This is a genomic window from Brevundimonas sp. M1A4_2e, assembly GCF_053345555.1.
Genome location: NZ_JBKFAI010000001.1, coordinates 878377 through 903460 on the forward strand (window position 1 = coordinate 878377; position 25084 = coordinate 903460).

At 67.7% G+C, this 25084-nt stretch carries 29 protein-coding genes and 2 tRNA genes; 17 read left to right on the forward strand and 14 right to left on the reverse strand.

Annotation, left to right across the window (positions count from 1 at the left end; genetic code table 11):
- Positions 1-2: 2 nt before the first annotated feature.
- From ACLBV5_RS04175 to ACLBV5_RS04205, 7 genes are all read right to left on the reverse strand, one after another.
- Positions 3-1013, reverse strand: coding sequence for an RNA-binding protein (locus ACLBV5_RS04175; RefSeq protein ID WP_447604877.1), 1011 nt, complete (start codon positions 1011-1013; stop codon positions 3-5).
- Entirely contained in the window at positions 1013-1612 is a 600-nt protein-coding gene (locus ACLBV5_RS04180; RefSeq protein WP_447604878.1) for a Maf family protein, read from the reverse strand. Before ACLBV5_RS04180 ends, ACLBV5_RS04175 begins: the two co-directional genes overlap by 1 nt.
- An 8-nt stretch (positions 1613-1620) precedes the next feature.
- Positions 1621-1839 carry a translation initiation factor IF-1 gene (gene infA / locus ACLBV5_RS04185; protein ID WP_003164348.1) on the reverse strand — a complete coding sequence of 73 codons (219 nt, stop codon included), beginning with the start codon at positions 1837-1839 and terminating at the stop codon, positions 1621-1623.
- A 106-nt stretch (positions 1840-1945) separates the two neighbouring features.
- On the reverse strand, positions 1946-2413 hold the full coding sequence (locus ACLBV5_RS04190) for a UPF0262 family protein (protein ID WP_303705981.1): 468 nt from the start codon (positions 2411-2413) through the stop codon (positions 1946-1948).
- Positions 2413-2898, reverse strand: a complete 486-nt coding sequence (locus ACLBV5_RS04195; RefSeq protein WP_303683555.1) for a DUF2948 family protein — start codon at positions 2896-2898, stop codon at positions 2413-2415. The genes ACLBV5_RS04190 and ACLBV5_RS04195 overlap by 1 nt, the downstream gene beginning before the upstream one ends.
- The gene (gene murA, locus ACLBV5_RS04200) at positions 2888-4177 is read right to left on the reverse strand and encodes a UDP-N-acetylglucosamine 1-carboxyvinyltransferase (protein ID WP_025978286.1); all 1290 of its coding nucleotides are present in this window, start codon (positions 4175-4177) and stop codon (positions 2888-2890) included. The genes ACLBV5_RS04195 and murA overlap by 11 nt, the downstream gene beginning before the upstream one ends.
- Positions 4178-4288: 111 nt before the next feature.
- Entirely contained in the window at positions 4289-4474 is a 186-nt protein-coding gene (locus ACLBV5_RS04205; protein ID WP_447604879.1) for a hypothetical protein, read from the reverse strand.
- Between the two features lie 98 nt (positions 4475-4572).
- Here ACLBV5_RS04205 and ACLBV5_RS04210 point away from each other — a divergent pair.
- Positions 4573-4647: transfer RNA gene (locus ACLBV5_RS04210), tRNA-Thr, on the forward strand.
- Positions 4648-4890: 243 nt separating this feature from the next.
- Positions 4891-8157: an amidohydrolase family protein gene (locus ACLBV5_RS04215; protein ID WP_447604880.1), complete on the forward strand. Its 3267-nt coding sequence runs from the start codon at positions 4891-4893 to the stop codon at positions 8155-8157.
- A 219-nt stretch (positions 8158-8376) separates the two neighbouring features.
- On the opposite strand, the gene ACLBV5_RS04220 is transcribed toward ACLBV5_RS04215, so the two are convergent.
- The 4 genes from ACLBV5_RS04220 to ACLBV5_RS04235 form a co-directional block, all read right to left on the reverse strand.
- Positions 8377-9045 carry a DedA family protein gene (locus ACLBV5_RS04220; RefSeq protein ID WP_025978283.1) on the reverse strand — a complete coding sequence of 223 codons (669 nt, stop codon included), beginning with the start codon at positions 9043-9045 and terminating at the stop codon, positions 8377-8379.
- A gap of 119 nt (positions 9046-9164) precedes the next feature.
- Positions 9165-9788: a hypothetical protein gene (locus ACLBV5_RS04225; protein WP_278070722.1), complete on the reverse strand. Its 624-nt coding sequence runs from the start codon at positions 9786-9788 to the stop codon at positions 9165-9167.
- 43 nt (positions 9789-9831) lie between these two features.
- Positions 9832-10323 carry a peptide-methionine (R)-S-oxide reductase MsrB gene (gene msrB / locus ACLBV5_RS04230; RefSeq protein ID WP_447604882.1) on the reverse strand — a complete coding sequence of 164 codons (492 nt, stop codon included), beginning with the start codon at positions 10321-10323 and terminating at the stop codon, positions 9832-9834.
- 73 nt (positions 10324-10396) lie between these two features.
- The gene (locus ACLBV5_RS04235) at positions 10397-11878 is read right to left on the reverse strand and encodes a hypothetical protein (RefSeq protein WP_447604883.1); all 1482 of its coding nucleotides are present in this window, start codon (positions 11876-11878) and stop codon (positions 10397-10399) included.
- A gap of 180 nt (positions 11879-12058) precedes the next feature.
- Here ACLBV5_RS04235 and ACLBV5_RS04240 point away from each other — a divergent pair, with 180 nt between their 5' ends.
- Complete coding sequence (locus tag ACLBV5_RS04240; protein ID WP_253120490.1) at positions 12059-12463, forward strand: DUF805 domain-containing protein; 405 nt, start codon at positions 12059-12061, stop codon at positions 12461-12463.
- Here the strand turns inward: ACLBV5_RS04240 and lipB are convergent.
- Entirely contained in the window at positions 12439-13155 is a 717-nt protein-coding gene (gene lipB, locus ACLBV5_RS04245) for a lipoyl(octanoyl) transferase LipB (protein WP_134580306.1), read from the reverse strand. The two genes, ACLBV5_RS04240 and lipB, sit on opposite strands and share 25 nt — an antisense overlap.
- A 12-nt stretch (positions 13156-13167) precedes the next feature.
- Between lipB and ACLBV5_RS04250 the strand changes: the two genes are divergently transcribed.
- From ACLBV5_RS04250 to ACLBV5_RS04285, 8 genes are all read left to right on the forward strand, one after another.
- On the forward strand, positions 13168-13473 hold the full coding sequence (locus tag ACLBV5_RS04250) for a FliM/FliN family flagellar motor switch protein (RefSeq protein WP_201105605.1): 306 nt from the start codon (positions 13168-13170) through the stop codon (positions 13471-13473).
- 353 nt (positions 13474-13826) lie between these two features.
- Positions 13827-13911, forward strand: a tRNA-Leu gene (locus tag ACLBV5_RS04255).
- Positions 13912-13975: 64 nt separating this feature from the next.
- Positions 13976-15394 carry a magnesium transporter gene (gene mgtE, locus ACLBV5_RS04260; protein ID WP_447604884.1) on the forward strand — a complete coding sequence of 473 codons (1419 nt, stop codon included), beginning with the start codon at positions 13976-13978 and terminating at the stop codon, positions 15392-15394.
- A gap of 39 nt (positions 15395-15433) precedes the next feature.
- On the forward strand, positions 15434-16309 hold the full coding sequence (locus ACLBV5_RS04265; protein ID WP_312447651.1) for a lysozyme: 876 nt from the start codon (positions 15434-15436) through the stop codon (positions 16307-16309).
- A gap of 44 nt (positions 16310-16353) precedes the next feature.
- Positions 16354-17517, forward strand: coding sequence for an isovaleryl-CoA dehydrogenase (locus ACLBV5_RS04270; protein WP_025978274.1), 1164 nt, complete (start codon positions 16354-16356; stop codon positions 17515-17517).
- A gap of 1 nt (position 17518) precedes the next feature.
- Positions 17519-18937 carry a hypothetical protein gene (locus tag ACLBV5_RS04275; RefSeq protein WP_447604885.1) on the forward strand — a complete coding sequence of 473 codons (1419 nt, stop codon included), beginning with the start codon at positions 17519-17521 and terminating at the stop codon, positions 18935-18937.
- A 40-nt stretch (positions 18938-18977) separates the two neighbouring features.
- A complete protein-coding gene (locus ACLBV5_RS04280; RefSeq protein ID WP_447604886.1) occupies positions 18978-19166 on the forward strand; it encodes a DUF3008 family protein in 189 nt (62 codons plus the stop codon).
- 92 nt (positions 19167-19258) lie between these two features.
- Complete coding sequence (locus ACLBV5_RS04285; RefSeq protein WP_025978271.1) at positions 19259-19897, forward strand: exopolysaccharide biosynthesis protein; 639 nt, start codon at positions 19259-19261, stop codon at positions 19895-19897.
- Positions 19898-19914: 17 nt separating this feature from the next.
- Here ACLBV5_RS04285 and flaF read toward each other — a convergent pair whose 3' ends face one another.
- Both flaF and flbT read right to left on the reverse strand, forming a co-directional pair.
- Entirely contained in the window at positions 19915-20277 is a 363-nt protein-coding gene (gene flaF, locus ACLBV5_RS04290) for a flagellar biosynthesis regulator FlaF (RefSeq protein ID WP_029972678.1), read from the reverse strand.
- Positions 20237-20662, reverse strand: coding sequence for a flagellar biosynthesis repressor FlbT (flbT, locus tag ACLBV5_RS04295; protein WP_447604887.1), 426 nt, complete (start codon positions 20660-20662; stop codon positions 20237-20239). Before flbT ends, flaF begins: the two co-directional genes overlap by 41 nt.
- 162 nt (positions 20663-20824) lie before the next feature.
- Here flbT and ACLBV5_RS04300 point away from each other — a divergent pair, with 162 nt between their 5' ends.
- The 6 genes from ACLBV5_RS04300 (at position 20825) to ACLBV5_RS04325 (ending at position 25079) form a co-directional block, all read left to right on the forward strand.
- Positions 20825-21250 carry a hypothetical protein gene (locus tag ACLBV5_RS04300; protein WP_253120506.1) on the forward strand — a complete coding sequence of 142 codons (426 nt, stop codon included), beginning with the start codon at positions 20825-20827 and terminating at the stop codon, positions 21248-21250.
- Between the two features lie 8 nt (positions 21251-21258).
- Positions 21259-21465 (forward strand): hypothetical protein, encoded by a 207-nt coding sequence (locus tag ACLBV5_RS04305; RefSeq protein WP_025978267.1) that lies wholly within the window; start codon positions 21259-21261, stop codon positions 21463-21465.
- A 70-nt stretch (positions 21466-21535) separates the two neighbouring features.
- A complete protein-coding gene (locus ACLBV5_RS04310) occupies positions 21536-22396 on the forward strand; it encodes an AAA family ATPase (RefSeq protein WP_025978266.1) in 861 nt (286 codons plus the stop codon).
- A 106-nt stretch (positions 22397-22502) separates the two neighbouring features.
- Positions 22503-23369, forward strand: a complete 867-nt coding sequence (locus ACLBV5_RS04315) for a methyltransferase type 11 (RefSeq protein WP_253120510.1) — start codon at positions 22503-22505, stop codon at positions 23367-23369.
- Positions 23370-23523: 154 nt separating this feature from the next.
- A complete protein-coding gene (locus tag ACLBV5_RS04320) occupies positions 23524-24117 on the forward strand; it encodes a YfbR-like 5'-deoxynucleotidase (RefSeq protein ID WP_025978264.1) in 594 nt (197 codons plus the stop codon).
- Positions 24118-24125: 8 nt separating this feature from the next.
- The gene (locus tag ACLBV5_RS04325) at positions 24126-25079 is read left to right on the forward strand and encodes an NUDIX hydrolase (RefSeq protein WP_447604888.1); all 954 of its coding nucleotides are present in this window, start codon (positions 24126-24128) and stop codon (positions 25077-25079) included.
- Positions 25080-25084: the final 5 nt, after the last annotated feature.

The following is a 25084-nucleotide window of genomic DNA, read 5'->3' on the forward strand; positions in this document are numbered from 1 at the left end:
CGTCAGCCCTCCTTGATATGAAATTCGCCCGGTGCGGCGTCGGGGCGGATATGGGCGCGCGGCCCCAGTTCAGCCGCCCAGGGCGACAGAATCATTTCAGAGGCCGGGCTGCAATGCAGCGTGAAACGCGGCGTCGCCCGATCCGTCGCCAGCGCCAGCCGCAGGCGATGCAGGGCGGCGCGTTCGGCTGCGCCCGGCCCGGCCAGCCGCTCGTCCGCCGGCGTTCGGCCCCACGGCAGGGACAGTTGCAGCAGCCCGAACCGGCTGAGCGGCCCCACCGCGACGCCTTGCGTCCCGGCGAAAGCCTGACGCGCCATGTTCAGGGTGCTTTCAGGATGCAGGCCCACGCCCGCCAGATCGACCGCCGCCAGACCGCCCCACCCCGTCAGGCACAGCAGGCGCGCGGTCTGGCGCAGGCCCTCGCGATTCACCGCCTCGCGCCCCTTGCGGGAATCACGACCGGCGACAGGGGCGTAATCAATGTCGACCGCGATCAGGGCGCGCGTGCGCTGGATCGCCAGATCCAGGCCGACCTCCGAAACAACGACGCCGCCCGCCAGCGCCTCGTCCTGAGCCTCGGTCGCGGCGCGAATGGCCTCGGCGCCTGTCGCAATGGGCCTGTCAGGGTAAAGAGCCCGCAGGATCGCCTCAACGTCAGGCCCCGGCGCCAGCAGGCGCGGCTCGCCGCTCGCCTCGCCCAGACGGCGCAGCACCGGCCCCTTGCGCTCACGGGGCTCGGCGGTGATTTCCAGTTCGAGCTTAGCGCCTTCGGTCGGGCGATCCGCCTTGCCCAGAGGCAGGAAGCCGAACGGCTCGCCGCGGCCCAGGTCGACGAAGGCGCCGTGCAGCCCCGGCGCCAGCCGCGCCACCCGGCCCACGAGGCGCGCGCCCAGGCGATGCTCGGGGCGGTCGTCCCCTCTATGAAGGATCAGCGTCTCGGCGCGGCCGTCGCGGAACGCCACGCCTCGGGTCTCGCCCGGAGCCGCGTCCAGGAAGACCTCGACATCGGCCATCAGGCCGCCCCGCCTCGCCATCCCGCGCCGCGAAGAAGATTCGCCGCCTCATACAGGGGCAGTCCCATGACGGCGGGATGGCTGCCGACGATTCGGGTGATGAAGGCCGCCGCCCGGCCCTGGATGCCGTAGCCCCCGGCCTTGCCCCGCCATTCGCCCGAGGCGACATAGGCGGCGATCTCGCCGTCCGACAGCGGCTTGAAGCTGACGCGGGTTTCCACCACCCGCCAGGAGGTTCGCCCGCCTCGCACTACGGCCACGCCGGTGAAGACGCGATGATTGCGGCCCGACAGCAGCTTCAGAAACCGGGTCGCCTCGGCCTCATCGACGGGCTTCTCCAACAACCGACGCCCGACAGCCACCACCGTATCGGCGGCCAGGACCACGTCGTCGGGATGGCGTTCGGCCACGACAGCGGCCTTGGAACAGGCCAGACGCTGGGCCAGACGCGGCGGCGTCTCGGCCCGCTGGGGCGTTTCGTCGATATCGGCAGGATCGACCACATCGGGCGCAATGCCGATCTGCGCCAGCAGTTCAATGCGGCGCGGGCTCGACGAGGCCAGGATCAGCCTCGGAGCCGGAGCGTCAGGACGCGACACGCGCGTCCTTACTTGAAGCGATAGGTGATGCGACCCTTGGTCAGGTCATAGGGCGTCATTTCGACCAGCACCTTGTCGCCGGCCAGCACCCGGATGCGGTTCTTGCGCATCTTGCCCGCAGTGTGGGCGATGATCTCGTGATCGTTTTCCAGCGTCACGCGAAACGTCGCGTTGGGCAGCAATTCGCTGACCACGCCGGGGAACTCAAGCAGTTCTTCCTTAGCCATGCGGCCTCTCTCGCCCGGTGAATACGGCATAAGGCTCGCGCCGGGCGTGAGCGCGAGCCGTAAAAGTGAGGGCGCCTAATGCACCAAAACGCTTAGATAGTCGAGTTCAGCCCCGACGATAGAGCGCGCAGACCAAAGTAAAGAGCCGCCGGGCGGTCTCCTGGTCCATCTCGACCTTGCCTTCCAGACGCGCTTTCAGCAGGGCCGCGCCTTCGTTGTGCAGGCCCCGGCGCCCCATGTCGACCGACTCGATCTGACTGGGCGAAGAGCCGCGCAACGCCTCGTAATAGCTTTCGCAGATCAGGCCGTAGTCGCGGATCACAGTCTTCATCGGCGTCAGCGACAGGACATGGGTGCGGCTGAAATCCGGGCCGGTGATGTCGAAAGCCAGGCGATTGTCCTGCGACGACAGCTTCAGCGCATAGGGGCCCCCTGCGGCGCCTTCGGGCACGAAACGGTTCTGCTCCACCAGGTCGAAGATGGCGACGCGGCGCTCATGCTCGATCTCAGCCGTCGCGGCCGGCAGGGAGGCGTTGTCGATCTCGATCGCCGTCAGCTTGTGCGTCGCGCTCATCAGCCCGCCTCGTCCAGATGGGTGGGCGCCACCCGCGCAGGCCAGCGCTCGGACAGATCGGTCAGGACCGCGTCCAGGCATTCGACGTCGATTCGCAGGTCTCCGCCGCCAGCGAACATCATGAACACGCGGCCGCCCGGCGCCTCGGTCGGCTGAAAGTCCATCGCCAGCAGCTCCAGCGCCTGATCGGGCAGGCGCGGCAGACGGCGGCTCTTGACCGCCTGGACGTCCCCGAACTGCATGGCCGCCATCACGCGCGCGCCCCCGCATTCCCAACAGAAGCGCGACAGGACCACGGTCAGGCGCCGCGCCTCCTTTTCCCAGCGGATGTCGACCGGACGCATGATGGCGTCCTGAAGCGCGGCCGAAATGATCTGCAGGTCGTCCGCGTCCTCGGCCAGCAAGCGCAGCGGCGCGATCGGCGCGGCCTCTCCGGCATCGCCGGCGATCACGGGATCAGGGATGGATTCGCCGTCAGTGCTCATCGCCCTCCCCCTTGATGCGTCGGACATCGGCGCCGCAGGCGCCTAGCTTCTCTTCCATGCGCTCGAAGCCGCGATCCAGGTGATAGACGCGGCCGACCGTCGTCTCACCTTCGGCCACAAGACCGGCGATGACCAGAGACATGGAGGCGCGAAGATCCGTCGCCATCACCGGCGCCCCCTTCAGCTCCTCGACGCCGCGCACCACCGCCTGGCCGGCGTGGACGGTGATGTCGGCGCCCAGACGCGCCAGTTCCGGCGCGTGCATGAAACGATTCTCGAAAATGTTTTCGTGGATGACGCTCGTACCTTCGGCCGTCGTCATCAGGGCCATGAACTGCGCCTGCAGGTCGGTAGCGAAGCCCGGATAGATCTCGGTCGTGGCGTCGACCGCCTTCAGCCGCTGCGTCGGATCGCGGCGCACGATCAGCCCGTCGTCAGTCGGCTCGATCTCGACCCCCGCCTCGATCATTTTGTCGGTCAGGGCGGTGATCAGGTCAGCGCGCCCCTTGGTCAGGCGCACTTGGCCCCCGGCCATAGCCGCCGCGAGCGCATAAGAGCCCATCTCGATCCGGTCGGGAATCACCGACCAGGTCGCGCCCGACAGGGACGAGACGCCGGTGATCGTCAGCACGTCGGTGTCCAGGCCCTCGATCTTCGCGCCCATCGCGATCAGGCAGCGGGCCAGGTCGCCGATCTCGGGCTCGCGCGCCGCGCGCTTCAGCACCGTGGTTCCGTTCGCCAGCACGGCGGCCAGCAGGGCGTGTTCGGTCGCGCCCACTGATACGAAGGGGAACTCGATCTCGGCCCCGCGCAGCCCCTTGGGCGCCGTGGCGGAGACATAGCCCTCTTCCAGCTCGATCGCCGCGCCCATCGCGGTCAGCGCCTGCAGGTGCAGATCCACTGGACGGGCGCCGATGGTGCAGCCCCCCGGCAGGGAGACCTTGGCGTGCCCCGTGCGCGCCAGCAGCGGCCCCAGCACGTTGAACGAAGCCCGCATCTGACGCACCAGGTCATAGGGAGCGAAGGTCGAGGTGAGCTCTGGCGCGTGGAACAGGGTCTCCTGGCCGTCCGCTCCGTCGCGCTCGGTCACTTCCACGCCGAACTGGCGCAGCAGCTGGCCCAGGAATCGCGTGTCGGCCAGGCGAGGCATATTCGTCAGCAACAGGGGCTGATCCGTCAGAATCGACGCCGCCATCAGCTTGATCGCCGAGTTCTTGGCGCCGCTGACCGGAATGGAGCCGTTGAGGCGGTGGCCGCCGTGGATGACGATGCTGTCCATGAGTATCGGGGAAGTCCTGGGGGGCTCGGACCCCTACGGCCCGGCGAACCGGCTATCTAGCAAGCCTGGCGGCGCCGGCGAAAGGCCGGAACGTCGCAAGAGGGATGACTTTCAGTTGCTTTCCTTGGCCGGGCGCGCGCCGCCCGCGCCCGGCGCCTTGCGGCGACGCAGATTCGCACGCAGGGCGGCGGCCAACCGGGCCGCCCGCTCGGCCTTCGCTGCGGCGGCAGGTGCAGGTGAAGATGGGACGGCGGCATCGGGGCCCGCCCCATCAGCGTCTTTAGTCGGCTTATCCATGGACGCAGCAGACCGCGCCGAAAGATTTTGATCAAGCGTGCATTTTTGGCTTGGCCCGGCCAAAACCTTTGGCTATACGGCCGCTTCCTCAGTGACCCGCCGCCGTAGCTCAGTGGTAGAGCGCATCCTTGGTAAGGCTGAGGTCGGCAGTTCAATCCTGCCCGGCGGCACCATCGGAGCCCAAACCTGCAAGGGTTTGGGCTCCGGCCATTTCTGGCCCCTGAAATCCTGATCTACTGCGCCACTGCCGATAACAGAGCAGGCTGCAGGCTTTGCTTTTGGACAGGCGCGCAGGGGTCCCGAGACTTCTCCGAAGAATATTCGGCCTTATCGGTCTTATCCCGACTGGCCAAGGTCCGGCCGCTGCCGCTAGCCTCGCCCCCATCTGTATACGTTTGATAGCCGAGGGGGCTTTCATGAAGCGCGTTCTATTGACTACGGCTGCGGCTTTAACCGTAGCCTTTCCGGCGTTCGCCCAGGATCCGAACTCGGCGACCACGCCCAAATGGGACGTGCAGAACCCAACCGGCGGCGCCCAGCGCGACATCAACATCAACGTCGATGAAGGCACCTGGATGGCTGTCGACGTCAGCCCTGACGGCCGCGAGATCGTCTTCGACCTGCTGGGCGACATCTATGTGATGCCCATCGGCGGCGGCGAAGCCCGCCCCATCGCCTCGGGCGTCGCCTGGGACATGCAGCCGCGCTATTCGCCGGACGGCCGGTTCATCGCCTTCACCTCGGACCGTGGCGGCGGCGAAAACCTGTGGGTCATGGACCGCGACGGCTCCAACCCGCGCCAGGTTTCGAATGAAACGTTCCGCCTGCTGAACTCCCCGGCCTGGACGCCGGACAGCCAGTTCGTCGTCGGCCGCAAGCACTTTACCTCTTCACGCTCGCTGGGCGCGGGCGAGATGTGGATGTACCACCGCTCGGGCGGCGGCAGCGGCGTGCAGCTGACCGAGCGCCGCACCCAGCAGAAGGACACGGGCGAGCCCGCCTTCTCGCCCGACGGCCGCTATATGTACTTCAGCGACGACGCCACGCCGGGCGGCGTCTTCGACTATTCCAAGGACCCGAACACCCAGCTCTATGTGATCCGTCGACTGGATCGCGAGACGGGCGAGATCAAACCCTTCGTCACCGGCCCGGGCGGCTCGGTGCGCCCGACCCCGTCGCCGGACGGCAAGTCGCTCGCCTTCGTGCGGCGCGACCGTTACCAGTCGGTCCTCTACGTCATGGACCTGGAATCGGGCCGCGAGACGCCGATCTACGACGCGCTTGACCGCGACATGCAGGAGACCTGGGCCATCCACGGCGTCTATCCGGGCTTCGCCTGGACGCCGGACAACGGCTCCATCGTCATCTGGGCGGGCGGCAAGATCCGCCGCATCGACGTGGCCTCCAAGGCCGTCAGCGAGATCCCTTTCCGCGTCACCGACACCCGCCGGGTGCAGGAGACCGCCCGCTTCCCCGTCGAGGTGGCGCCGGACCAGTTCGAAGTGAAGATGATCCGCTGGGCGCAGACCTCGCCCGACGGCTCCAAGGTGGTGTTCGAGGCCCTGGGCAATCTGTGGATCCGCGACCTGCGCAACGGCGTGGCCGGAACGCCGCGCCGCCTGACGCGCCAGAGCGATCATTTCGAGCTGTATCCGTCCTGGTCGCGCGACGGCCGCTCGATCGTCTACACGACCTGGAACGACGACAAGCTGGGCTCCATCCGCGTGGTTCCCGTCGCAGGCGGCGAAGGCCGGACCATCACGACCAACCCCGGCCACTATCTGGAGCCGCGCTTCTCGCCGGACGGCCAGACGGTCGTCTACCGCACGTCCAGCGACGGCTATCTGCGCTCGGCCCTGTGGAGCCGCGAGCCGGGCATCTACCGCGTTTCCGTCCGCGGCGGCGAACCGGTCAAGATCACCGATTCGGGCACGACGCCGCAGTTCGGCGCCAGCAACGACCGCATCTTCGTCAGCGCGCGTGAGGGCGACAAGCGCGTCCTGCGCTCGATGAACCTGTCGGGCGGCGACGTGCGCAACCACCTGAGCAGCGAATGGGCGGCCGAGTTCTCGGTCTCGCCGGACGAGCAGTGGATCGCCTGGACCGAGCGTTTCAACGCCTATATCGCGCCCTTCGCCTCCACGGGCCGCGCCATCACGGTCGGCGCCGACACCAAGGCCCTGCCGCAGACGCGCGTCACCCGCGATGCGGGCGAATGGCTGCACTGGTCGGGCGATTCCAGCCGTCTGCAGTGGTCTCTGGGACCGGAGCTGTTCTCGCGTCCGCTGAGCGAAAGCTTCGCCTTCGTCGACGGCGCTCCGGCAGCTCTGCCCAAGCCCGCCGAGCATGGGATCAAGATCGGCTTCACCGCCGACTACGCCCGTCCCAGCGGCGTCACCGTCCTGTCCGGCGCCCGCCTGATCACCATGAAGGGCGAGGAAGTCATCGAAGACGGCGTCGTCGTCATCAACGGCAACCGCATCGAGGCCATCGGCCCGCGCGGCTCGGTCACGGTTCCGGCCGGCGCCCGCGTGATGGACATGGCCGGCAAGACGATCATCCCGGGACTGGTCGACGCCCACTGGCACGGCCGCATGGGCTCCGACGAGATCATCCCGCAGCAGAGCTGGGTGAACTACGCCGCCCTGGCCTTCGGGGTGACGACGCTGCACGACCCGTCGAACGACACCAGCGAGATCTTCGCCCACAGCGAACTGGCCAAGGCCGGGCGGGTGGTGGCGCCGCGCATCTTCTCGACCGGCACCATCCTCTACGGCGCCGCGACGCCGACGACGGCCGTGGTCAACAACCTGGACGACGCGCGCTCGCACCTTCGCCGGATGCAGGCCGCCGGCGCCTGGAGCGTCAAGAGCTACAACCAGCCGCGCCGCGAACAGCGCCAACAGATCCTGCAGGCCGCCCGCGAACTGGGCATGATGGTCGTGCCGGAAGGCGGCTCGCTCTATAACGTCAACATGAGCATGCTGGTCGACGGCCACACCACCATCGAGCACTCGGTGCCCGTGGCGCGCATGTACGACGACGCCGTCCAGCTGTGGTCGCAGACGGGCACGGCCTATACGCCGACCCTGATCGTCGGCTTCGGCGGCGCCTGGGGCGAGAACCATTGGTATGAGGTCACCGACGTCTGGAAGGACCCGATCCTCAGCCAGTATGTCCCGCGCCGCATTCTGGACGACCGTTCGCGCCGTCCGGTGAAGACCCCGCCGGAAGAGCTGAACCATATCTCCATCGCCCGCGAATCCAAGCGGCTGATGGATCAGGGCGTCTCGGTCCAGATCGGCGCCCACGGCCAGCGCGAAGGCCTCGGCGCCCACTGGGAGCTGTGGATGTTCGAACAGGGCGGCATGAGCGCCCACGAAGCCCTGCGTGTCGGCACCATCAACGGCGCGCGTGCGCTCGGCATGGACAAGGACATCGGCTCTCTGGAGGCCGGTAAACTGGCCGATCTGGTCGTGCTGGACGCCAATCCGCTGGTGAACCTGCGGGACTCGACCAAGATCAGCCACACCATGATCAACGGCCGCCTCTACGATAACCGCATGAACGAGGTCGGCGGCCCTCAGCGCAAGCCGTTCTGGTTCGAGAGCGAAGACGGGCAGGCCTGGAGCGCCTCGGGCACGGCCACGGCCGCCGAGAGCCACGGCCACACCCACGACTGATCCCGCTGCACGGCAGGAACGCGAAAGGGCCCGGCGTCAGCCGGGCCCTTTTTCGTGAGCAGTTCACTTGGAGCGTTGATCACGCCCTTTCATCCCGCTCATCCCGAAGGACGCCGGGATGAGCGGCGATAACAGACGCAACTCAGAACAAGCCCGAGGATGGCCGAGGGCCGGCCTCTCGCCCCTGCGCCCCACAACCGCACAATGAGCGAGTTGAGGTTACTCCCCCAGTCCGCGCACCGAGGCTTCCAGCAGGGCGTTGCGCCGCGCCGCGCGGCCCTTCAGCCAGCGCATGGCGAGGACCAGCGCCGCCACCACCGCGCCGAAGGCCAGCAGCCACAGGGTCGGGTTGTGCGCCTCGCTCATCATCTCCAGTCGGGCCAGCCCCTTGGCGGCCAGATAGCCGGGCGCCAGCATGGCCAGCACCCACACGAAGGCCGAGGTCACGTTGGCGAACTGGAACACGCGCTGGCGCATCTGCAGCACGCCCACCATCACCGGCACGAAGGCGCGCAAGGGACCGAAGAAACGGCCGATGAAGATCGAAGCCACGCCGTAGCGACGGCAGTACAGGCGCGTCCAGGCCAGCTTGCGGCGGTGCGGCACCAGCAGGTGATGACGTAGCACCCGCGTGCCCAGCCGCCGGCCGATCCAGTAGGAGATGGCGTCGCCCATGACGGCGCCGATCACGCACCCGCCAATGACGGTGAAGGGATCCAGCACGCCGGCCGCCACCAGTCCGCCTGCGGCGACCAGCAGGCCCGTCGCGGGCACGAAGGCGCCGATCACGACCAGCGACTCAAAGAAGGTCACTGCGCCAAGGATCACGCCGGCCCACATGGCGTTGCGGGCGATGAAGTCGGCGGCCGAACTAAGCAAACTGTCCATACTGATCCTTTGCACGAGGGCATATGGGATCAGGCGCTATCAAGGGAATGCGACGATGCGACGCCCGGCCCTAAAAAAGGTCGGCGTGGCCTATGAGACGCACTTTACTGCCGGTCGGACTATCGTCCGGCGTCGCCATCCCGGTCGCGCGCGGGTTCAGCCTGCCGCTCGTCCGTGCTGAAGGGACGGATGCGGCTGGGGCGTTCATGCGGGTTGCGCACCCCCATCGGCCCCGGCACGGCGCCATAGGCGTCGCGCCAGCCGTAGCCGTTCAGCCCATAGCGGCCCGCGCCATAATAGCCGTAGGGACCGTAGCCATAGCCCCAGGGCGCGTTCTTGGTCTGGCTGACGCTCAGGTTCAGCGTGCCGTTTTCGCCCAGCGGCATGGAGACGGCGGCGGCGAAGTCGCTATAGCCGCCGGTGCCGATCCCGGCGCTGACCTCGCCGCGCATCTTGCGCGGCGCGGCCTCTTCCCAGGCGTCGGCCCATTGCTCGACCGGCGGCGAACCCGCCTTGCGCTCGCCGATCCAGCGAGAAATCTGTTCTTCGGTGCTGAGGCCGTGCGGCGCCGCCGTCTGCAGCGTCACAGCAGGCGAGGCCTCGCCTACGGTCTCGGCCAGGGCGGCCGCGCTGGCGGTCGGCACGGCGCCCGAACCCGCGCGCGGAGCGGTCGAAACCACGCCTTCGGGATCATTGCTCGCCAGCAAGAGGGAGGCGGTCATGAGTTCGATCAGCATACGCATCTACTCCCGTTCACAACCACCCTACCCCTAAATGCGGCCAAGGTCAGGCGGTCCCGTCGCCGCGCCCCAAAGGATCCGCCAGGGCTGCGCCTTCGGCCACGAAGCTCAACGCCACCGAGTTGATGCAGTAGCGCAGGCCCGTGGGCGGCGGCCCGTCCGGGAAGACGTGGCCCTGATGGCTGTCGCAGCGGGCGCAGCGCGTCTCGACGCGCACCATGCCGTGGCTGTCGTCGCGCACGGCGCGGACATGGGCCGGATCGACCGGCTCGGTGAAACTGGGCCAGCCGGTGCCGCTTTCAAACTTGGTTCCCGACCGGAACAGGGGCAGGCCGCATTCGCGACAGCAGAACACCCCTGCCCGCTTCTCGCCCAGCAGCGTCCCGCAAAACGGCGCCTCGGTGCCGTGCGCCAGAAGCACGCGCTTCTCTTCCGGCGACAGGTCGGCCTCCAGCGCAACGCGCTGGCTGTCGGTCGGGGGCGTCAGGTCATAGCCGGAGGCGGAGCGCATGGCGGCGTGAGATTCGGTCTGGGTCATGGTCTGAAAATAGGAAGGGCCGGACGGTCGTTCCACCGTCCGGCCCTCGATAGGCTGATTTAGATGGTTGCGATCAGCCGAACAGGCCGGCGACCCAGGCGCGAACGGCCGTTTCGTCCGTGGCGTCGCCCGTGTAGGCCAGGGCGCCTGCAGGCGCGTAGGGCGAGTTGTTGCCGCGCTGACGCGTCGTCCACGCCTTATGACCATAGCTCAGGTCGGCGTAGTTGGACGGCAGACGCAGGGTCGTCGGCTCGATGAAGATGGTGTCCTCGGCCGTGGTCGAACCGGCGATGCGCACGTTCGGCAGGCGGCTCAGCAGGTCCAGCGTGTCCAGGCAGCCGCCCGAGCAACCGGCGTCCACCAGCACGACCACCTGGCCCTGCACCGGATTGGCGGCGCCGGTGTCCGGGGTCGCCGGACGGCCCGGCATGACGAAGGTCGACTGGCCAGCGGCGATGGCGCTGTCGAAGGCGGCGACGATAGCCTGGGTCTGTTCGATCACCGCGCCCGATTCCTGGACGAAGCGCGGATCAGACTGCATCCGGTTCAGGGTGTCCGCGAACCACTGGCGGTTGCCCGGCGTGGCGCGATAGGTGATCTGACCGGCTTCCGGCTGGCGGCTGACGGTGAATTCCGGCGACCAGATGCGGTTCGCCAGCCCATAGCCGCGCGAGGTGGCGTTGACCGAGGCGCCGTTGGCGCCGCGCAGGTCCAGCACAAAGCCCTGCGGCCCGCGAATAGCGGCGGACTGGGCCTCGACCTGGGCGAAGAAGGCGTCCCAGCCCGCGTCATCGGCCAGCGAGTGAACGCTGACCCACGGACGCCCGTCGACCATCTGAACCGACAGCGGCGCGCCCGAAGGCACATAGACCGAGGCGCGATAGGCGGCCTCCAGAGTCTGGGCCGTGGCCGGCTGCGGCGACAGGGTGAAGCTGCGGGTGCGGCGGCCGACCTGGAACTCGCAGGTCCCCGGCACGCCCGTCGTCATCGGGTTGTTGCGGTTCCAGAGCAGATAGGGGGCGCTGCGGACGCGACCGGCTTCGGTCGTCAGGTCGCCCTCGAACTGGTCCAGCTTGGCCTTGGCCAGGTCCTCGATCGGCTCGGCGTTGCAGCTCTTCAGCACGGCGCCCAGCGGCGGCGCGCCGCGCACGCCGTCCTGAACATAGGAGACGACGTACTGGCCGTTGCGCCAGGCCGTGGCCACGCCCGGCCAGCTGGTGGCGAAATACGGGCCCAGGCCCTCATAGGTCGGGCGGGCGGCGATGTTGGAATCGCGGAAGCCGTTGGCGTACCAACGCAGCAGATAGGCGTGGCTGTCGCCGCTGTTGACCTGTCCGGCCTTGGCCTGGGCCTGCTGCAAGCCGGCGTCCAACCAGCTGCGGAACGTCGCGCTGGCCTCGCCCGGCGTCACGGCGGCCGGATGGTTGTCGCGCAGGGCCGCGTGCATGGCCTGTAGATCCTGACGCGCCAGATCGCTGAAGTTCTGGGCCGAGGCGGCCGAGGCGGCGAAGGTCAGGGCCAGTGCGGCCGCCGACGCGGAAAGCAGGCGTTGCATGAGGGAATCTCCCGGTGTCCGTCTAAAACGCGGTATCGCCGGGTTTTAGACTCATTAACGGCGCCGTCGCCACCCCTGCGGCGAATTGCGCAGCTTATTCGCCGCGCGCGGCTTCCGCTCGCGCCTGATCCATTTGATGGCTGGCGCCGCAGCCGCCAATGAGGTCAAAAGACGACGCTTATGATCGCCCTGACCGACCTTTTCCTGACTTCGACCGGCCGCGTGGGACGCAGCGGCTTCATGGCGGGCGCCGCCGTCCTGCTGGGCCTGTGGACCGTCGTAGACCTCGTGCTCGGCCTGTCCGGCTGGCTTCACGCCCTGATCGCTGCCGCCCTGATTTATTGCGGCTTTTGCATCCTGTCGCAGCGCCTGCATGACCGGGGGCGCTCAGGCTGGTGGAGCGGACCGATCCTGCTGGCCTTCGCCCTGGCCTGGCCGCAGCCCATGACCCTGCTCGGCTGGATCGCCGTCGCAGGACTGGCCGTCGTCGCCGTCGACCTGGGGGTCCTGCCGGGCCAAAAGGCCTTTAACCGCTACGGCGCCGCGCCCGGCGCCCGGCGTCACAGCGGCGCGACGCCCGGCTGAACCGGGCCGAACACCCGCTGGAAGGACGACTTCAGCGCGTCGTCCGCCTCGTCCATCGTCGCCAGCACCCCCAGATCGACCAGGCTGGTCACGCCGTGCTCGGTGATGCCGCACGGCACGATGCCGCCGAAATGGTCCAGGTCCGGCTCCACGTTCAGGCTGATCCCGTGGAAGCTGACCCATTTGCGGACCTTGACGCCGATGGCGGCGATCTTGTCCTCACGGCTCCAGCCCGCGCCCTTGCGCTCGACCCAGACGCCGACGCGGCCCTCGCGCATTCCGGCCTCGACGCCGAAACGGTCCAGGGCGCCGATGATCCAGTCCTCCAGCCCATGGACGAAGCCGCGCACGTCCTTGCCTCGCTTGTTCAGGTCCAGCATCACATAGGCCACGCGCTGGCCAGGCCCGTGATAGGTGAACTGCCCGCCCCGCCCGGTCCGGTGCACAGGAAAGCGATCCGGCGCCAGCAGGTCGTCGTCCTTGGCCGAGACCCCGGCCGTATAGAGCGGCGGATGCTCCAGCAGCCAGACCAGCTCCTCAGCCTCGCCGGCCGCGATCGCGGCCACGCGCGCCTCCATGGCGGCTTCGGCGGCGGCGTAGTCGACATAGCCGGACGACAGCGCCCATTGGACGGGGCGCTCATCCTCGCGGAGCAGGCTGTGTTGGGCAGAGTTTAACGGGTCGGCAAGCATGATGCCCTCAATGTGGGGCCGAACGCGGCGGCGCAAGGGTCGCCCGGTGATTTGCGAGTATCTTCTTTGAGCCAGATCGAAGCCGTCGATGTCGAGATTTCGGTCGTGCTGGGCCGTTCGGTCCTGCCTATGCAGCAGCTGCTGCGCATGGGCCGTGGCGCGGTGATCCCGCTGGACGCCTCGGAAAGGGACGAGGTCTGGATCCTGGCCAACAACCACCCGGTCGCGCGCGGCGAGATCGAGATTCGCGACGACCGCATCGCCATCACGGTGACGCGGCCCGCGGATGTCTATGATTTCATGGCGGGGGCGGCTTAACGCTGGGCCGCGATCAGAAGGCTATGCCTTCTCGACCCGACGCGGCTTGATGCTGGGCCGCGATCAGAAGGCTATGCCTTCTCGACCCGACGCGGCTTGATGCTGGGCCGCGCTCAGAAGGCTCCGCCTTCTCGACCCGACGCGGCCTTCTCCTCCCTACGCAGTGGGGAGGTGGATCGGCGGCGAAAGCCGACGAGACGGAGGGGCTGCTTGGTTCGGCCGGAGCGGCCCCTCCACCACTTCGTGGTCCCCCTCCCCATGAAATGGGGAGGAAAAACCCGGCTCGGGCTTATTTCCGCAAAACGCTCTTTTCTTTCCGCTCTCTCTCCGCTATTGCCCGCCCTCCGATGCGAGCGGTCGTGGCGGAATTGGTAGACGCGCAGCGTTGAGGTCGCTGTGGGGCAACCCGTGGAAGTTCGAGTCTTCTCGACCGCACCATCTGATCTGACAGGGCGAATCTCGGCTAGATACAGCTGACATCAACTCCAGAGGAGGCAGACACGTGACCCACACGGACCTTGCCCCTCTGCGCCCCGAGGACTCCCATCTGGAAAACGAAAGTCACGCCGCCCTTGGCGAAGACTACGCCCTGACGGCGGCCTTCGTCGAAAAGGTGGTGGACGCGGCGGACGACGGCGACGGCCTGCGCCTGCGCAGCCTGCTGGAAGACCTGCACCCCGCCGACGTCGCCGATCTGATGGGCTTCCTGACCGCCGAGCACCGCTCGGTCGTGGTCCAGTGGCTGCCGCCGGACCTGCTGGCTGAATCCCTGCCCGAAATGGACGACGGCATCCGCGAGCAGGTGCTGGAGCGCGTCCCCTCGGCCACCCTGGCCGAAGCCCTGCAGGAGCTCGATTCGGACGACGCCGCCTCGGTGGTCGAAGACCTTGAGGACGATCAGCGCGAGCGCGTGCTGGCCGCCATGCCCGAGGTTGACCGCGCCGCCATCGAATCCTCGCTCGGCTATGAAGAGGATTCGGCCGGCCGCCTGATGCAGCGCGAGTTCATGGCCGCGCCGCAGTTCTGGAACGTCGGCGACACCATCGACCACGTCCGCGCCCAGGGCGACGACCTGCCCGAGCTCTTCTTCGACATCTATGTCGTCGACCCGATGAACCGCCCGGTCGGCGGCGTGGCCATCAGCCGGATGCTGCGCAGCCCGCGCTCCACGCCGCTCACCGAACTGATGGAGCCGGTCAACGTCATCGAGGTCGACGTCGATCAGGAAGAAGTCGCCTATATCTTCGAGAAGTATCACCTGATCTCGGCGCCCGTGGTCGATACCGGCGGGCGGCTGGTCGGCCAGCTGACCGTCGATGACGTCGTCAACATCATTCAGGAAGAGAACCGCGAGGACATCCTGCGTCTGGCCGGCGTCTCGGACGAGGACCGCTCGTCCAGCGTGCTGGAGATCGTGCGCGGCCGGGTGCCGTGGCTGGGCATCAACCTGTTCACCGCCGTCCTGGGCGCCAGCGTCATCGCCCTGTTCGAGGGCACCATCCAGCAGATCGTCGCCCTGGCCGTGCTGATGCCCATCGTCTCGGCCATCGGCGGCAATGCAGGAACGCAGGCCCTTACCGTCACCGTGCGCGCCCTGGCGACGCGCGAACTGAACGCGTCGAACGCCCTGCGCACCTTCTGGCGCGAGATGGCCGTGGGCCTGGCCAACGGCTTCATTCTGGCGCCGCTGATCGGCCTGGCGGCGGGTTTCTGGTTCCAGGATTGGCGCATCGGCGCCGTCATCGGAACGGCCATGATCCTAAACCTGCTGGTCGCCGCCAGCGTGGGGGTGCTGACGCCGCTGACCCTGGCCAAGCTGAAGTTCGACCCGGCCGTGTCTTCGGCCGTGTTCGTGACGGCGACGACCGACTTCTTCGGCTTCCTGATCTTCCTGGGCCTGGCGACCATCGTCCTGCTGTAGATCTGACCTGAAACGGCCCCGCCCGTTTCGGAACAAGGCTTGCTCCGCCCCGGTCAGGGCGAGAACGCCCGTTTCGAATTGGGTCAGTCCGTGTCCGCAGCCGCGCCGCAACGCCGCAAGGTCTCTCGTGAAGGCCTTCTGCTGATCAAGAGCTTCGAGGGCTTTCGCCCGCGCACCGTGCTGCGCCGCGACGGGACGCCGGTCATCGGCTATGGCCACGCGCGCTCGGCCCGGCCCGGTGCCGTGGTCAGCGAGGCCGAGGCCGAACTTCTGCTGCAATACGACCTGATGCCCATCGTCGCCCTGCTGAACGAGCGGGTGCGCCTGCCGCTGAACCAGCATCAGTTCGACGCCCTGGCCAGCTTCATCTTCTCCATCGGCCTTGAGCGGTTTCAGGCCTCCGACGTGCTGGAGAAGCTGGACGCGAACGCCTTGCCCGAAGCCGCCGAGGCCCTGTCCGCCTGGCCCGAGCGCGCGTCCCCGCCGGTCGACGCCCTCTATCGCCGCCGCTCGGCCGAGCGCGCCCTGTTCGACACGGCGCCCGACCAGCCCGCCCCGCTGGACGCCCTGCTGACCGCCCCGGTGCGGGGCCCCGGCGCGGAGGCCGCCTCCGCCGACGCCCCGCCGCCCAGCGTGCCCGTCCTGCGTCACGAGAAACGCGCCGCAAAAGCCGCCGCCGGCGACGCCGCCCTGGGCGACAAGGGCGCCGTTCTGTTCATCGGCGGCGTCGGCGCCCTGGCCTTCGCGGCCGGAATCGCGGCCTTCCGACGCGCCCTGAACGCCCCCGCTTCGGGCGACGCCACAGTGGTGATCGGCGCCGGGCTGGCGGCGGCGGGGCTGGTCTTCATCGGCGTCGCAGCCTGGAGCTTCCTGCGCGCCAAGGACCATCCGCCAAAGCACAAACAGTCGCGCTAACAGGCGTCTTTGCGAAGGCCGCGCACGATGCTACGCCTTTGGGCATGAGCATTCCCTTCGCGCCCCAATCCATGGAATTCGGCCTCGGCGAGACCGCTGACGCCATCCGCGACACCACCGCCCGCTGGGCCGCCGAACGGCTGGCCCCCCGCGCCGCCGAAATCGACGAAAAGAACGAGTTCGCCCGCGACCTGTGGCCCGAGATGGGCGAACTGGGCCTGCACGGCATCACCGTCGAGGAGGAGTTCGGCGGTCTCGGCCTCGGCTACCTCGAACACGTGGTGGCGATGGAGGAAGTGTCGCGCGCCTCGGCCTCGATCGGCCTGAGCTACGGCGCCCACTCCAACCTGTGCGTCAACCAGATCCGCCGCTGGGGCACGCCCGAGCAGAAGGCGAAGTATCTGCCCAAGCTGATCTCGGGCGAGCACGTCGGCTCGCTGGCCATGTCCGAGGCCGGCTCCGGCTCGGACGTCATGTCCATGCGCACCCGCGCCGAGAAGAAGGGCGACCGCTACGTCCTGAACGGCACGAAGTTCTGGATCACCAACGCCCCGCACGCCGAGACCCTGGTCGTCTACGCCCGCACCGGCGACGGCAACGGCGGCGTCACCGCCTTCCTGATCGAAAAGGGCATGAAGGGGTTCAGCGTCTCCAAGAAGCTGGACAAGATGGGCATGCGCGGCTCGGACACGGCCGAGCTTGTGTTCGAGGACTGCGAGGTCCCCGAAGAGAACATCATGGGCGGCGAAGGGCGCGGCGCGGCCGTGCTGATGAGCGGCCTGGACTATGAGCGCGCCGTCCTGTCGGCCGGCCCCCTGGGCATCATGCAGGCGGCGCTGGACGTGGTCCTGCCCTACGTCCGCGACCGCAAGCAGTTCGGCAAGCCCATCGGCTCCTTCCAGCTGATGCAGGCCAAGGTGGCCGACATGTACGTCGCCCTGAACAGCGCCCGCGCCTATGTCTATGCCGTCGCCCGCGCCTGCGATCAGGGCAAGACCACCCGCTACGACGCGGCCGGCGCCATCCTGCTGGCCTCGGAAAACGCCGTGAAGGTCACCCTGGAGGCCGTCCAGGCCCTGGGCGGCGCCGGCTACACCAAGGAATGGCCGGTCGAGCGCCTGGTCCGCGACGCCAAGCTCTACGACATCGGCGCCGGCACCAACGAAATCCGCCGCTTCCTGATCGGCCGCGAGCTGCTGGGAAGCTGATGTGATCGGGCGGGGGGCTTTGCTGGGCGCTCTGGGCGCGCTTTTCGCCTCCACGGCCTGGGCTCAGGCCCCCGCGCCGACACTTGATCAGGACGCCCTGATAGCGCAGGCCGAGCGCGTCGAACGACACGCCGACGCGCTCAGCCGCCTGTGGCCCGGCTACTGGCCCAAGGATCAGCCCTTCATCCTCTATGCGCCGGATATCGGCGCCGTCTTCGGCGGCGCCCGGCGGCCTGGCACGCCCCGCTTCCGACCCGGCCGCTTGGAAGGCGCCGAGTTTCATTTCGTCCTCGATTATCCTTCCGGCGTTCCGGACACGGTGCTGTTGCGACCCGACGGCGCCGACGACGACCTGTCGACCCTCTTCCACGAACAGTTTCACGACTTCCAGGACACGGCCTTCCGCTGGATGTCCGGCGACGGGCATCAGGAATTCGTCGATCTGGATGCAATACCCGACCTGGCCGGTTTCATCGCCGCGCTGGATCTGGAGCGTCTGGTTCTGCAGGCGGCCCTGCTGGAGCCTGACGCACCCGCCCGAAAGCAACTGGCGCGAACCTATCTGGCGCTCAGGACCGCACGCAGCGCCGATCTGCCGGCCGAAGTTCTGGCGGTGCAGCAGCAAAGAGAATGGTCCGAAGGCACGGCCGAGTTCATCGGTCTGCAGGCCAGCCACCTGATCGCCGGTCGCCCCGACGCAGCCCTGCCTTCCGCCATCGCCAGAGCGCTCGCAGCGCCCGGTCAGAACGACATGAGTCTGGTCTCCGAGCTGTTCCGTTGGCGCGCCTATCCCGTCGGCGCCGCCCTCTCCTGGCTGTTGGCGGACATAGGCGCGGACCAGTGGCGAACCCAGGTCGGTCAGGGCGCCCCGCTGGATGTCCTTCTGCGCCAGACGATCGGCGAAGGTTCCGCCGAGGACGTTTCGGCCGCAGCCGCGCATTTCAACCTTGCCGCCCTCAAAGCCCAGGCGATTGAGAGACTGGCCCATGCTCCCGCAGGCGTCACGACCCGCGAAGCCTTCCTGGATCAGGCCCCGCACTGGCTGGTTCTGGAACTGAAATCGCCCGTCGATCGCGGCAAGGAAATCCAGTTGTCCTTCTCGGCGGCGGAGATGACCCCGCTGGCCGACGGCGCCATCGCCCTGCCGCACGGCATGGTGGTCATGGAGGCTCCGGGGCTGGCTTTGAAGAGCGAACGCAGTCCGGCCCTGATCGAGGCTCCGGTCGGCGTGGTAGCGAACGGCGTGATCGCACACGCCGTCACCCTGCCCCTGGCAGCCGTCGACCTTCACGAATTACGCGCCAGCGAACCCTTTCTGCTTGAGAAGGAAGGCCTGTCGCTGCGCATCGACGCGGCCGACGAAATCCAGCAGCAGGCCGGCCGAACCCGGATCAGTTTAACCCTGCCCAAGGAACCCTAGGACAGGCGAACAGTTGCTCCCTTCTCGAAAGGAGATCGTCATGCCCGCCAAATCCGCCGCCCAGCAGAAAGCCGCCGGAGCCGCCCTGGCGGCCAAGCGCGGCGATACGCCCAAGTCCAAGCTCAAGGGCGCGTCGAAATCCATGATGGAATCGATGAGCGAGAAACAGCTGGAAGAGTTCGTCCACACCAAGCGCAAGGGCAAACCCGAACACGTCTCGAAACATTAGGCGTCTAGTGCACAGCAACCGTAGCGGTAGGGATGGCGCAAGGCGCTGCGGCCTCCTAACTACGCGTATGACACCGTTCTGAGTCTCGCTTTATGACGCTCGTTTCCGCCCCACCGCCCGATGAGGGACGGACCTTTTCCGACGTGCTGGAGCAACTGGGCCAGGGCGAGGCTGAAAAACTGTCTCTGCGCGAAATGATCGAGGCGTTCGGCGAGCGCGGCTTCGGCGCCGTCATCCTGATGCTGGCTTTGATGGCGCTGTTTCCCTGGCCGCCGGGCGGCAAGGCGGTGTTTTCAGTTCCTATCATCCTGATCGCCGCGGAGTTGGCGCTGCAACGCGACCGAGTCTGGCTGCCCCGCTGGCTGCTGAAGCTGTCGGTGAGCCGCGCCGCCTATCGGACGGCCGTCGAAAAGGTCCTTTCGCGCCTGCGTCGGGTCGAGCGTCTGACGCGCCCCCGCTGGCCCGCTCTGACCGGCGAAGCCGCAGACGTTGGAATCGGCGTGATCTGCATCCTTTTGGCGCTGATGATGGCGTTGCCGGTGCCTTTCGGCGACGCCCTGCCCGGCCTGACCCTGGCCCTGTTCGGCCTGGGCATCATCCAGCGCGACGGCGCCTTCATTCTGGCCGGCATGTTCGGCACGGCGGTGTGCGGCGTCTATCTGGCTCTGGTGTGGACCACGGTGGTCGCGGTGGTCAGCGGCGTCGCCCACTGGGCCGCTAATCTGTTCTAGGGCCGCCTGACGGAGCCTCAGCCTGCGTCGGTCTGACCGCTGAGCCCCTGCATGATCATGCGGTTGATCTCGATCAGGGTCGAGAAATCATCCTCGCCGCGCATGACTTCGGACGTGTGCCGGCTGACGAACAGGCTCAGTGAAATGAACTGCGCCCGCATCGCCTGCGGTAAGGCGTTGTCCGGGTCCGTGCAGGCGGTCGCCAGCGTCGACCACAGCCGACGGTTCCAGTCCAGCGCGTCCATCCGCCCGGCGACATCCGACCTTTCCAGGGTCGAGGCGTGCATCAGGGCGCGCGTCACCTGGCCGAACAGCCGGTATTCCATTTCACGCGGGGATTCAGCCCGCGTCGCCGCCGTCTTGTACGCCTGAAGCGACATTGCCGAGCCTTTGATCTTCGTAATCGACGATTTTGCGAGCGCCCATCAGGGCCTTGTAATACTGACGCGCCAGCACGTGTTTCGAGCAGGCGACGCATTCGGTCAGGATGTCTGGATTGCGCACCGCGCCCATGAACTCCGTCAGGCGCAAGGCGAACTCGTCATAGAATTTCGGCGCGTCGGCCTCATCCAGATACATCATCATGACGGGGAAATAGATGCGGCGCGCAGGGCTGGTGACGTCCTCGGGCTGCATGATGTCCTTTTCGCGCAGGACGCTGGCCTTGTTCTGCAGGATCAGCACGCCGCGACGGTCGCCGTTCTGGGCGACGGCCCCGTTCAGCACGAATTTCTCGCCGGGTTTCAGCGACAGTTTCAGAGGCAAGGGAAGGTCTCCGTGGCGCCGCCCTCACCGTGACGGCCGGCCGCTGACGAACTGTAAACCGACGTGGTTAACCATCCCTTCACTTGGGCCTTCCCCGCGTCGTGGCGGCGCAGGCGGGAACGCCCTGACGAGCCGCGCCGTTGATCTGTCGTAAGGGAGACAATGATGGCAGGACCCGACTTCGAAACCGACGCCCAGGATCAGGCCGAGGTTTATGACGAGACCCATATGGACGATGAGGGCGACGGCGAGCTGTCGTTCGACGAAGCCGACGACGTTCTGGACGTTACCCAGTTGGACGGTGACGCAGACGCCGAACCCTTCGACGAAGACGACCCGGATCTCGACGCGGAACTGGCTTTGGACGGCATAGAGGCCGAGGCGGACGCCCTGCTGGGCGTCGACAGCGTCCGGCTCAGCCAGGCCGACGGCGACGGCGCCACCGCGTCGGGCGCCGACGAAGTGGAACTCGTCTACGCCGGTCTGATGCGCAACCAGCGCGGCGCCCAGGCCAGCGCCGCCCATTGGGAAGCCAAACGTCTCTCCGACGACGACATAGAAGACCTGGGCTACGGCCCCGAACAATGAGGAAACCCATGACCGACAAAACTTACTCCAAAACCCAGGAAGACGCTGACCCCAACACCCCCCCGGCCAAGCGCGCGCCGCACGAAAGCGGCAAGCCCGACCAGCTGAAAGACAAGGAAAAGGACGCCGAAAACCGTCAGGAGGCCCTGATCGACGAGGGCGTCGAGGAAACCTTCCCCGCCAGCGACCCGGTGTCGGCCAAGCGCATCACCTGATCCTGCCGCCTGTTCACGCCCATCTCTTTAAGCTACCTGCTCCCTTCCCCCGGAATGGAGCAGGTTTTGCATGAGCCGGTTCGAAGGCACGTCCAACTACATCGCCACCGAAGACCTGAAGGTCGCCGTCAACGCCGCCGTAGCGCTTGAACGGCCGCTGCTGATCAAGGGCGAGCCCGGCACGGGCAAGACGGTCCTGGCCTATGAACTGGCCCGCGCGCTGAATGCGCCGCTGATCACCTGGCACGTCAAGTCGACGACCAAGGCCCACAACGGCCTGTACGAATACGACGCCGTCAGCCGCCTGCGCGACAGCCAGCTGGGCGACGCGCGGGTCCACGACGTCCGCAACTACCTGAAGAAGGGCAAGCTGTGGGAGGCCTTCACCGCCCCCGCCCGCCCCGTCCTGCTGATCGACGAGATCGACAAGGCCGACATCGAGTTTCCCAACGACCTGCTGCAGGAACTCGACCGCATGGAGTTCTACGTTCAGGAGACGGACGAGACGATCCGCGCCGAGGTCCGCCCCGTCGTCGTCATCACCTCGAACAATGAGAAGGAGCTGCCGGACGCCTTCCTGCGCCGCTGCTTCTTCCACTACATCCGCTTCCCCGACGCACAGACGATGCAGGACATCGTCGAGGTCCACTTCCCCGGCATCAAGCCGCGCCTGGTGTCCGAGGCTCTGAAGACCTTCTATGAAATCCGCGACACGCCGGGCCTGAAGAAGAAGCCGTCGACGTCGGAACTGCTGGACTGGCTGAAGCTGCTGCTGGTTGACGACGTGGCGCCTGAGACGCTGCGCGAAAAGACGCCCGGCAAGCTGATCCCCCCGCTGCACGGCGCCCTGCTGAAGAATGAACAGGACGTGCATCTGTTCGAGCGCCTGGCCTTCATGAGCCGTCGCGAAGGCGCCCGTCCCGGGGGCTGAAGGGGCGGCGGTTTTTCGCCCCTATCCCGCCGCCTTTCGATTACCGCGATTTCACTGGTCCCGGGGCGCTTATGGCGCACAATCGGGACCTTGAGTGGAGCCGACCATGCAACAGATCACCTGGCCTGTTATCGCTTTGGCGCTGATGGCCGCCGCCTGCGACAACCCGGGCACGGTGCGCATCACCACCTCTTCGACCTCGGATTCATCCGGGGTGCTGAAGGTCGTCGACGCCCTGCAGTGTCCCCAGACCCAGGGTGTGCTGACGCGCAAGGGTTCGGCCCGCGCCGACGGGTCGTGCGTCTATGGCGGGCCGCGCGGTTCGGAAGTCATCCTGCAACTGGTTCAACTGGACGGCCGCTCTTCCACCGAGGCTCTGAAAAGCTTTGAGAACCGCCTGACCTCCGACCTGCCCGAGGCCGTGGCCGAGGTGGAGGCTGAAAACGCCCGCGTGGAGGCCGAGGCCGTCAGGGCTGAGGCGGACGCCGCCCGCGCCGAAGCCGATGCGTCGCGCGCCGCCGCAGACGCCGAGGCCGCAGCCGGCGAAACCGCCCAGGTCAGGATGCCGGGCCTGCGCGTCGATGCTCAGGGCGACAAGGCCACCGTCCGACTGCCCGGCATGCGCATCGACGCCGACGGCGACCGCGCCAACATCCGCATCGGCGGCCTGACCATCCGCGCCGACGACAAGTCCAGCCGCGTCAACGTCTCGTCCGGCGACGATGCGGTGAATATCGACGCGACCGACGGCGCCGCCCGCATCCGCACCAGCGGTTCCGGCGAGGCGGTGCGCGCCACCTTCCTGATGACCGGCAAGGAGGCCTCGGCCAGCGGCTGGCGCACCGTGGGTTATGAGGCGCGCGGCCCGGTCGGCGGCCCGATCGTCGTCGCCACCGTCCGCAGCAAGGACCGCGATCCGGACCGCCTGTTCGACGCGGCCAAGGCGCTGGTGACGCTGAACGTCGGCGATTAACCCCCATCTATCGCAACGGCCGCCCTTGATCGCGCGTTCGGTCTGAGTCACCAGCCTGAGCATGCGCAACATCAAGACCTTGGCCGAAGAAATCGAAGACGCCGGCCCCGCGCCCCGAGTCCGCAAACCCAAGCCGCCCCGCGCCTGGCAGCGGATGCTGTCGGGTCGCCGCCTGGATCTGCTGGACCCCTCGCCGTTCGACATCGAGATCGAGGACATCGCCCACGGCCTGGCCCGCGTCGCCCGCTGGAACGGCCAGACCATCGGCGAGCACGCCTTCTCGGTCGCCCAGCACTCGCTGGTGGTCGAGGAGATCGCCGCCCACATCCGGCCTGGGCTGGAGCCGAAATGGCGTCTGGCCGCCCTGCTGCACGACGCCTCGGAATACGTCATCGGCGACATGATCTCGCCGTTCAAATCGGCGCTTGGCTCCAGCTACAAGGATTTCGAGGCCCGGCTGGAAGCCGCCATCCACGTCCGCTTCCAACTGCCGCCCAAGACGCCGCAGACGATCAAGACCCTGATCAAGAAGGCCGACAAGGCCTGCGCCTTCTATGAGGCGACGCAGCTGGCCGGCTTCACCCGCCGCGAGTCCCTCCAGATTTTCGGCGCCCCACCGCCCGGCTATGACCTGGTGATCGAGCCCCAGCCCGCCGCCATCGCCCAACAGCGCTATCTGGACCGCTATCGCGTTCTGGCCGAAGCTGTCGGCATCCTGCCCGGCGCCGACGCCTGGCACACCGAATAGGACGCTTGATGAAGCAGGGGGGCGAACAGGGCGTGCGGATCGGCCTGTCGGCCGTGGTCATCGCCCTGCGCGACCGTCAGGCCGTGGTGCTGAGCACCCATGCCTCGGACGGCGCCGCCGCCCTGCCCTTCGGCCCGTTCGATCCGGCGCGCGACCGCACCTTTGAACTGGCCCTGCGCGCCTTCGTCACCGAACAGACCGGCTTTCCGCTCGGCTTTGTCGAGCAGCTCTACACCTTCGGCGACGCCGGCCGCGCCTCGCCCCGCGCCACCCCGGGGCCGGAACGCGCGCGCGAAGTCTCTGTCGGCTATCTGGCCCTGACCGCCGAGGCGCCCGACGCGCCCGGCTTCGCCTCGGGCCGGGACGCCGCCTGGACACCCGTTTTCGACATCTTCCCCTGGGAGGACTGGCGCCAGGGCCGCCCCGCCGTCCTGGCCAGCCTGCGCTCGGACCTGGCCGACTGGGCAGGCGATGATCCCGCCCGACGCGGCCGCGCCGAGTCCCTGTTCGCCCTCTCGCCCGACGCGCGCTGGAACGAAGAGCGCGTGCTGGAACGCTATGAGCTCCTCTATGAGGCGGGTCTGGTCGCCGAATCCGCCCGCGATCATGACCGGCCGATCCCGGCGCCCCTGGGCGACCTGTCCATGACCTCGGACCACCGCCGCATCGTCGCCACGGGCCTTGGCCGACTGCGCTCCAAGCTGAAGTACCGCCCGGTCCTATTCGACCTGACGCCGCCGACCTTCACCCTGTCCGCCCTGCAGAACGCAGCCGAGGCGGTGGCGGGCCTATCCCTGCACAAGCAGAACTTCCGGCGCGGCGTCGAGCGCACCGGCCTGGTCCAGCCCACAGGCGTTTTCGCCAGCGACACCGGCGGCCGCCCGGCCGAACTTTTTCGCTATATCGGCCCTGAACCGTCCGGCGGCGCCCCCTCTGGACTGGCCCTTCCCGGACAGCGTTGAAGCGC

Excerpts from the sequence above, each read along its gene's own strand:
- ACLBV5_RS04270 (WP_025978274.1), top strand. The coding sequence starts at position 16,354 with ATGAGCATTCCCTTCGCGCCCCAATCCATGGAATTCGGCCTCGGCGAG.
- ACLBV5_RS04315 (WP_253120510.1), top strand. The coding sequence starts at position 22,503 with ATGCAACAGATCACCTGGCCTGTTATCGCTTTGGCGCTGATGGCCGCC.
- infA (WP_003164348.1), bottom strand. The coding sequence starts at position 1,839 with ATGGCTAAGGAAGAACTGCTTGAGTTCCCCGGCGTGGTCAGCGAATTG.
- ACLBV5_RS04205 (WP_447604879.1), bottom strand. The coding sequence starts at position 4,474 with ATGGATAAGCCGACTAAAGACGCTGATGGGGCGGGCCCCGATGCCGCC.
- ACLBV5_RS04305 (WP_025978267.1), top strand. The coding sequence starts at position 21,259 with ATGACCGACAAAACTTACTCCAAAACCCAGGAAGACGCTGACCCCAAC.
- murA (WP_025978286.1), bottom strand. The coding sequence starts at position 4,177 with ATGGACAGCATCGTCATCCACGGCGGCCACCGCCTCAACGGCTCCATT.
- ACLBV5_RS04215 (WP_447604880.1), top strand. The coding sequence starts at position 4,891 with ATGAAGCGCGTTCTATTGACTACGGCTGCGGCTTTAACCGTAGCCTTT.
- ACLBV5_RS04300 (WP_253120506.1), top strand. The coding sequence starts at position 20,825 with ATGATGGCAGGACCCGACTTCGAAACCGACGCCCAGGATCAGGCCGAG.
- ACLBV5_RS04235 (WP_447604883.1), bottom strand. The coding sequence starts at position 11,878 with ATGCAACGCCTGCTTTCCGCGTCGGCGGCCGCACTGGCCCTGACCTTC.
- ACLBV5_RS04240 (WP_253120490.1), top strand. The coding sequence starts at position 12,059 with ATGATCGCCCTGACCGACCTTTTCCTGACTTCGACCGGCCGCGTGGGA.
- lipB (WP_134580306.1), bottom strand. The coding sequence starts at position 13,155 with ATGCTTGCCGACCCGTTAAACTCTGCCCAACACAGCCTGCTCCGCGAG.
- ACLBV5_RS04310 (WP_025978266.1), top strand. The coding sequence starts at position 21,536 with ATGAGCCGGTTCGAAGGCACGTCCAACTACATCGCCACCGAAGACCTG.
- ACLBV5_RS04225 (WP_278070722.1), bottom strand. The coding sequence starts at position 9,788 with ATGCGTATGCTGATCGAACTCATGACCGCCTCCCTCTTGCTGGCGAGC.
- ACLBV5_RS04325 (WP_447604888.1), top strand. The coding sequence starts at position 24,126 with ATGAAGCAGGGGGGCGAACAGGGCGTGCGGATCGGCCTGTCGGCCGTG.
- ACLBV5_RS04220 (WP_025978283.1), bottom strand. The coding sequence starts at position 9,045 with ATGGACAGTTTGCTTAGTTCGGCCGCCGACTTCATCGCCCGCAACGCC.
- ACLBV5_RS04195 (WP_303683555.1), bottom strand. The coding sequence starts at position 2,898 with ATGAGCACTGACGGCGAATCCATCCCTGATCCCGTGATCGCCGGCGAT.
- ACLBV5_RS04190 (WP_303705981.1), bottom strand. The coding sequence starts at position 2,413 with ATGAGCGCGACGCACAAGCTGACGGCGATCGAGATCGACAACGCCTCC.
- ACLBV5_RS04320 (WP_025978264.1), top strand. The coding sequence starts at position 23,524 with ATGCTGTCGGGTCGCCGCCTGGATCTGCTGGACCCCTCGCCGTTCGAC.
- ACLBV5_RS04175 (WP_447604877.1), bottom strand. The coding sequence starts at position 1,013 with ATGGCCGATGTCGAGGTCTTCCTGGACGCGGCTCCGGGCGAGACCCGA.
- msrB (WP_447604882.1), bottom strand. The coding sequence starts at position 10,323 with ATGACCCAGACCGAATCTCACGCCGCCATGCGCTCCGCCTCCGGCTAT.
- ACLBV5_RS04285 (WP_025978271.1), top strand. The coding sequence starts at position 19,259 with ATGACGCTCGTTTCCGCCCCACCGCCCGATGAGGGACGGACCTTTTCC.
- flaF (WP_029972678.1), bottom strand. The coding sequence starts at position 20,277 with ATGTCGCTTCAGGCGTACAAGACGGCGGCGACGCGGGCTGAATCCCCG.
- ACLBV5_RS04280 (WP_447604886.1), top strand. The coding sequence starts at position 18,978 with ATGCCCGCCAAATCCGCCGCCCAGCAGAAAGCCGCCGGAGCCGCCCTG.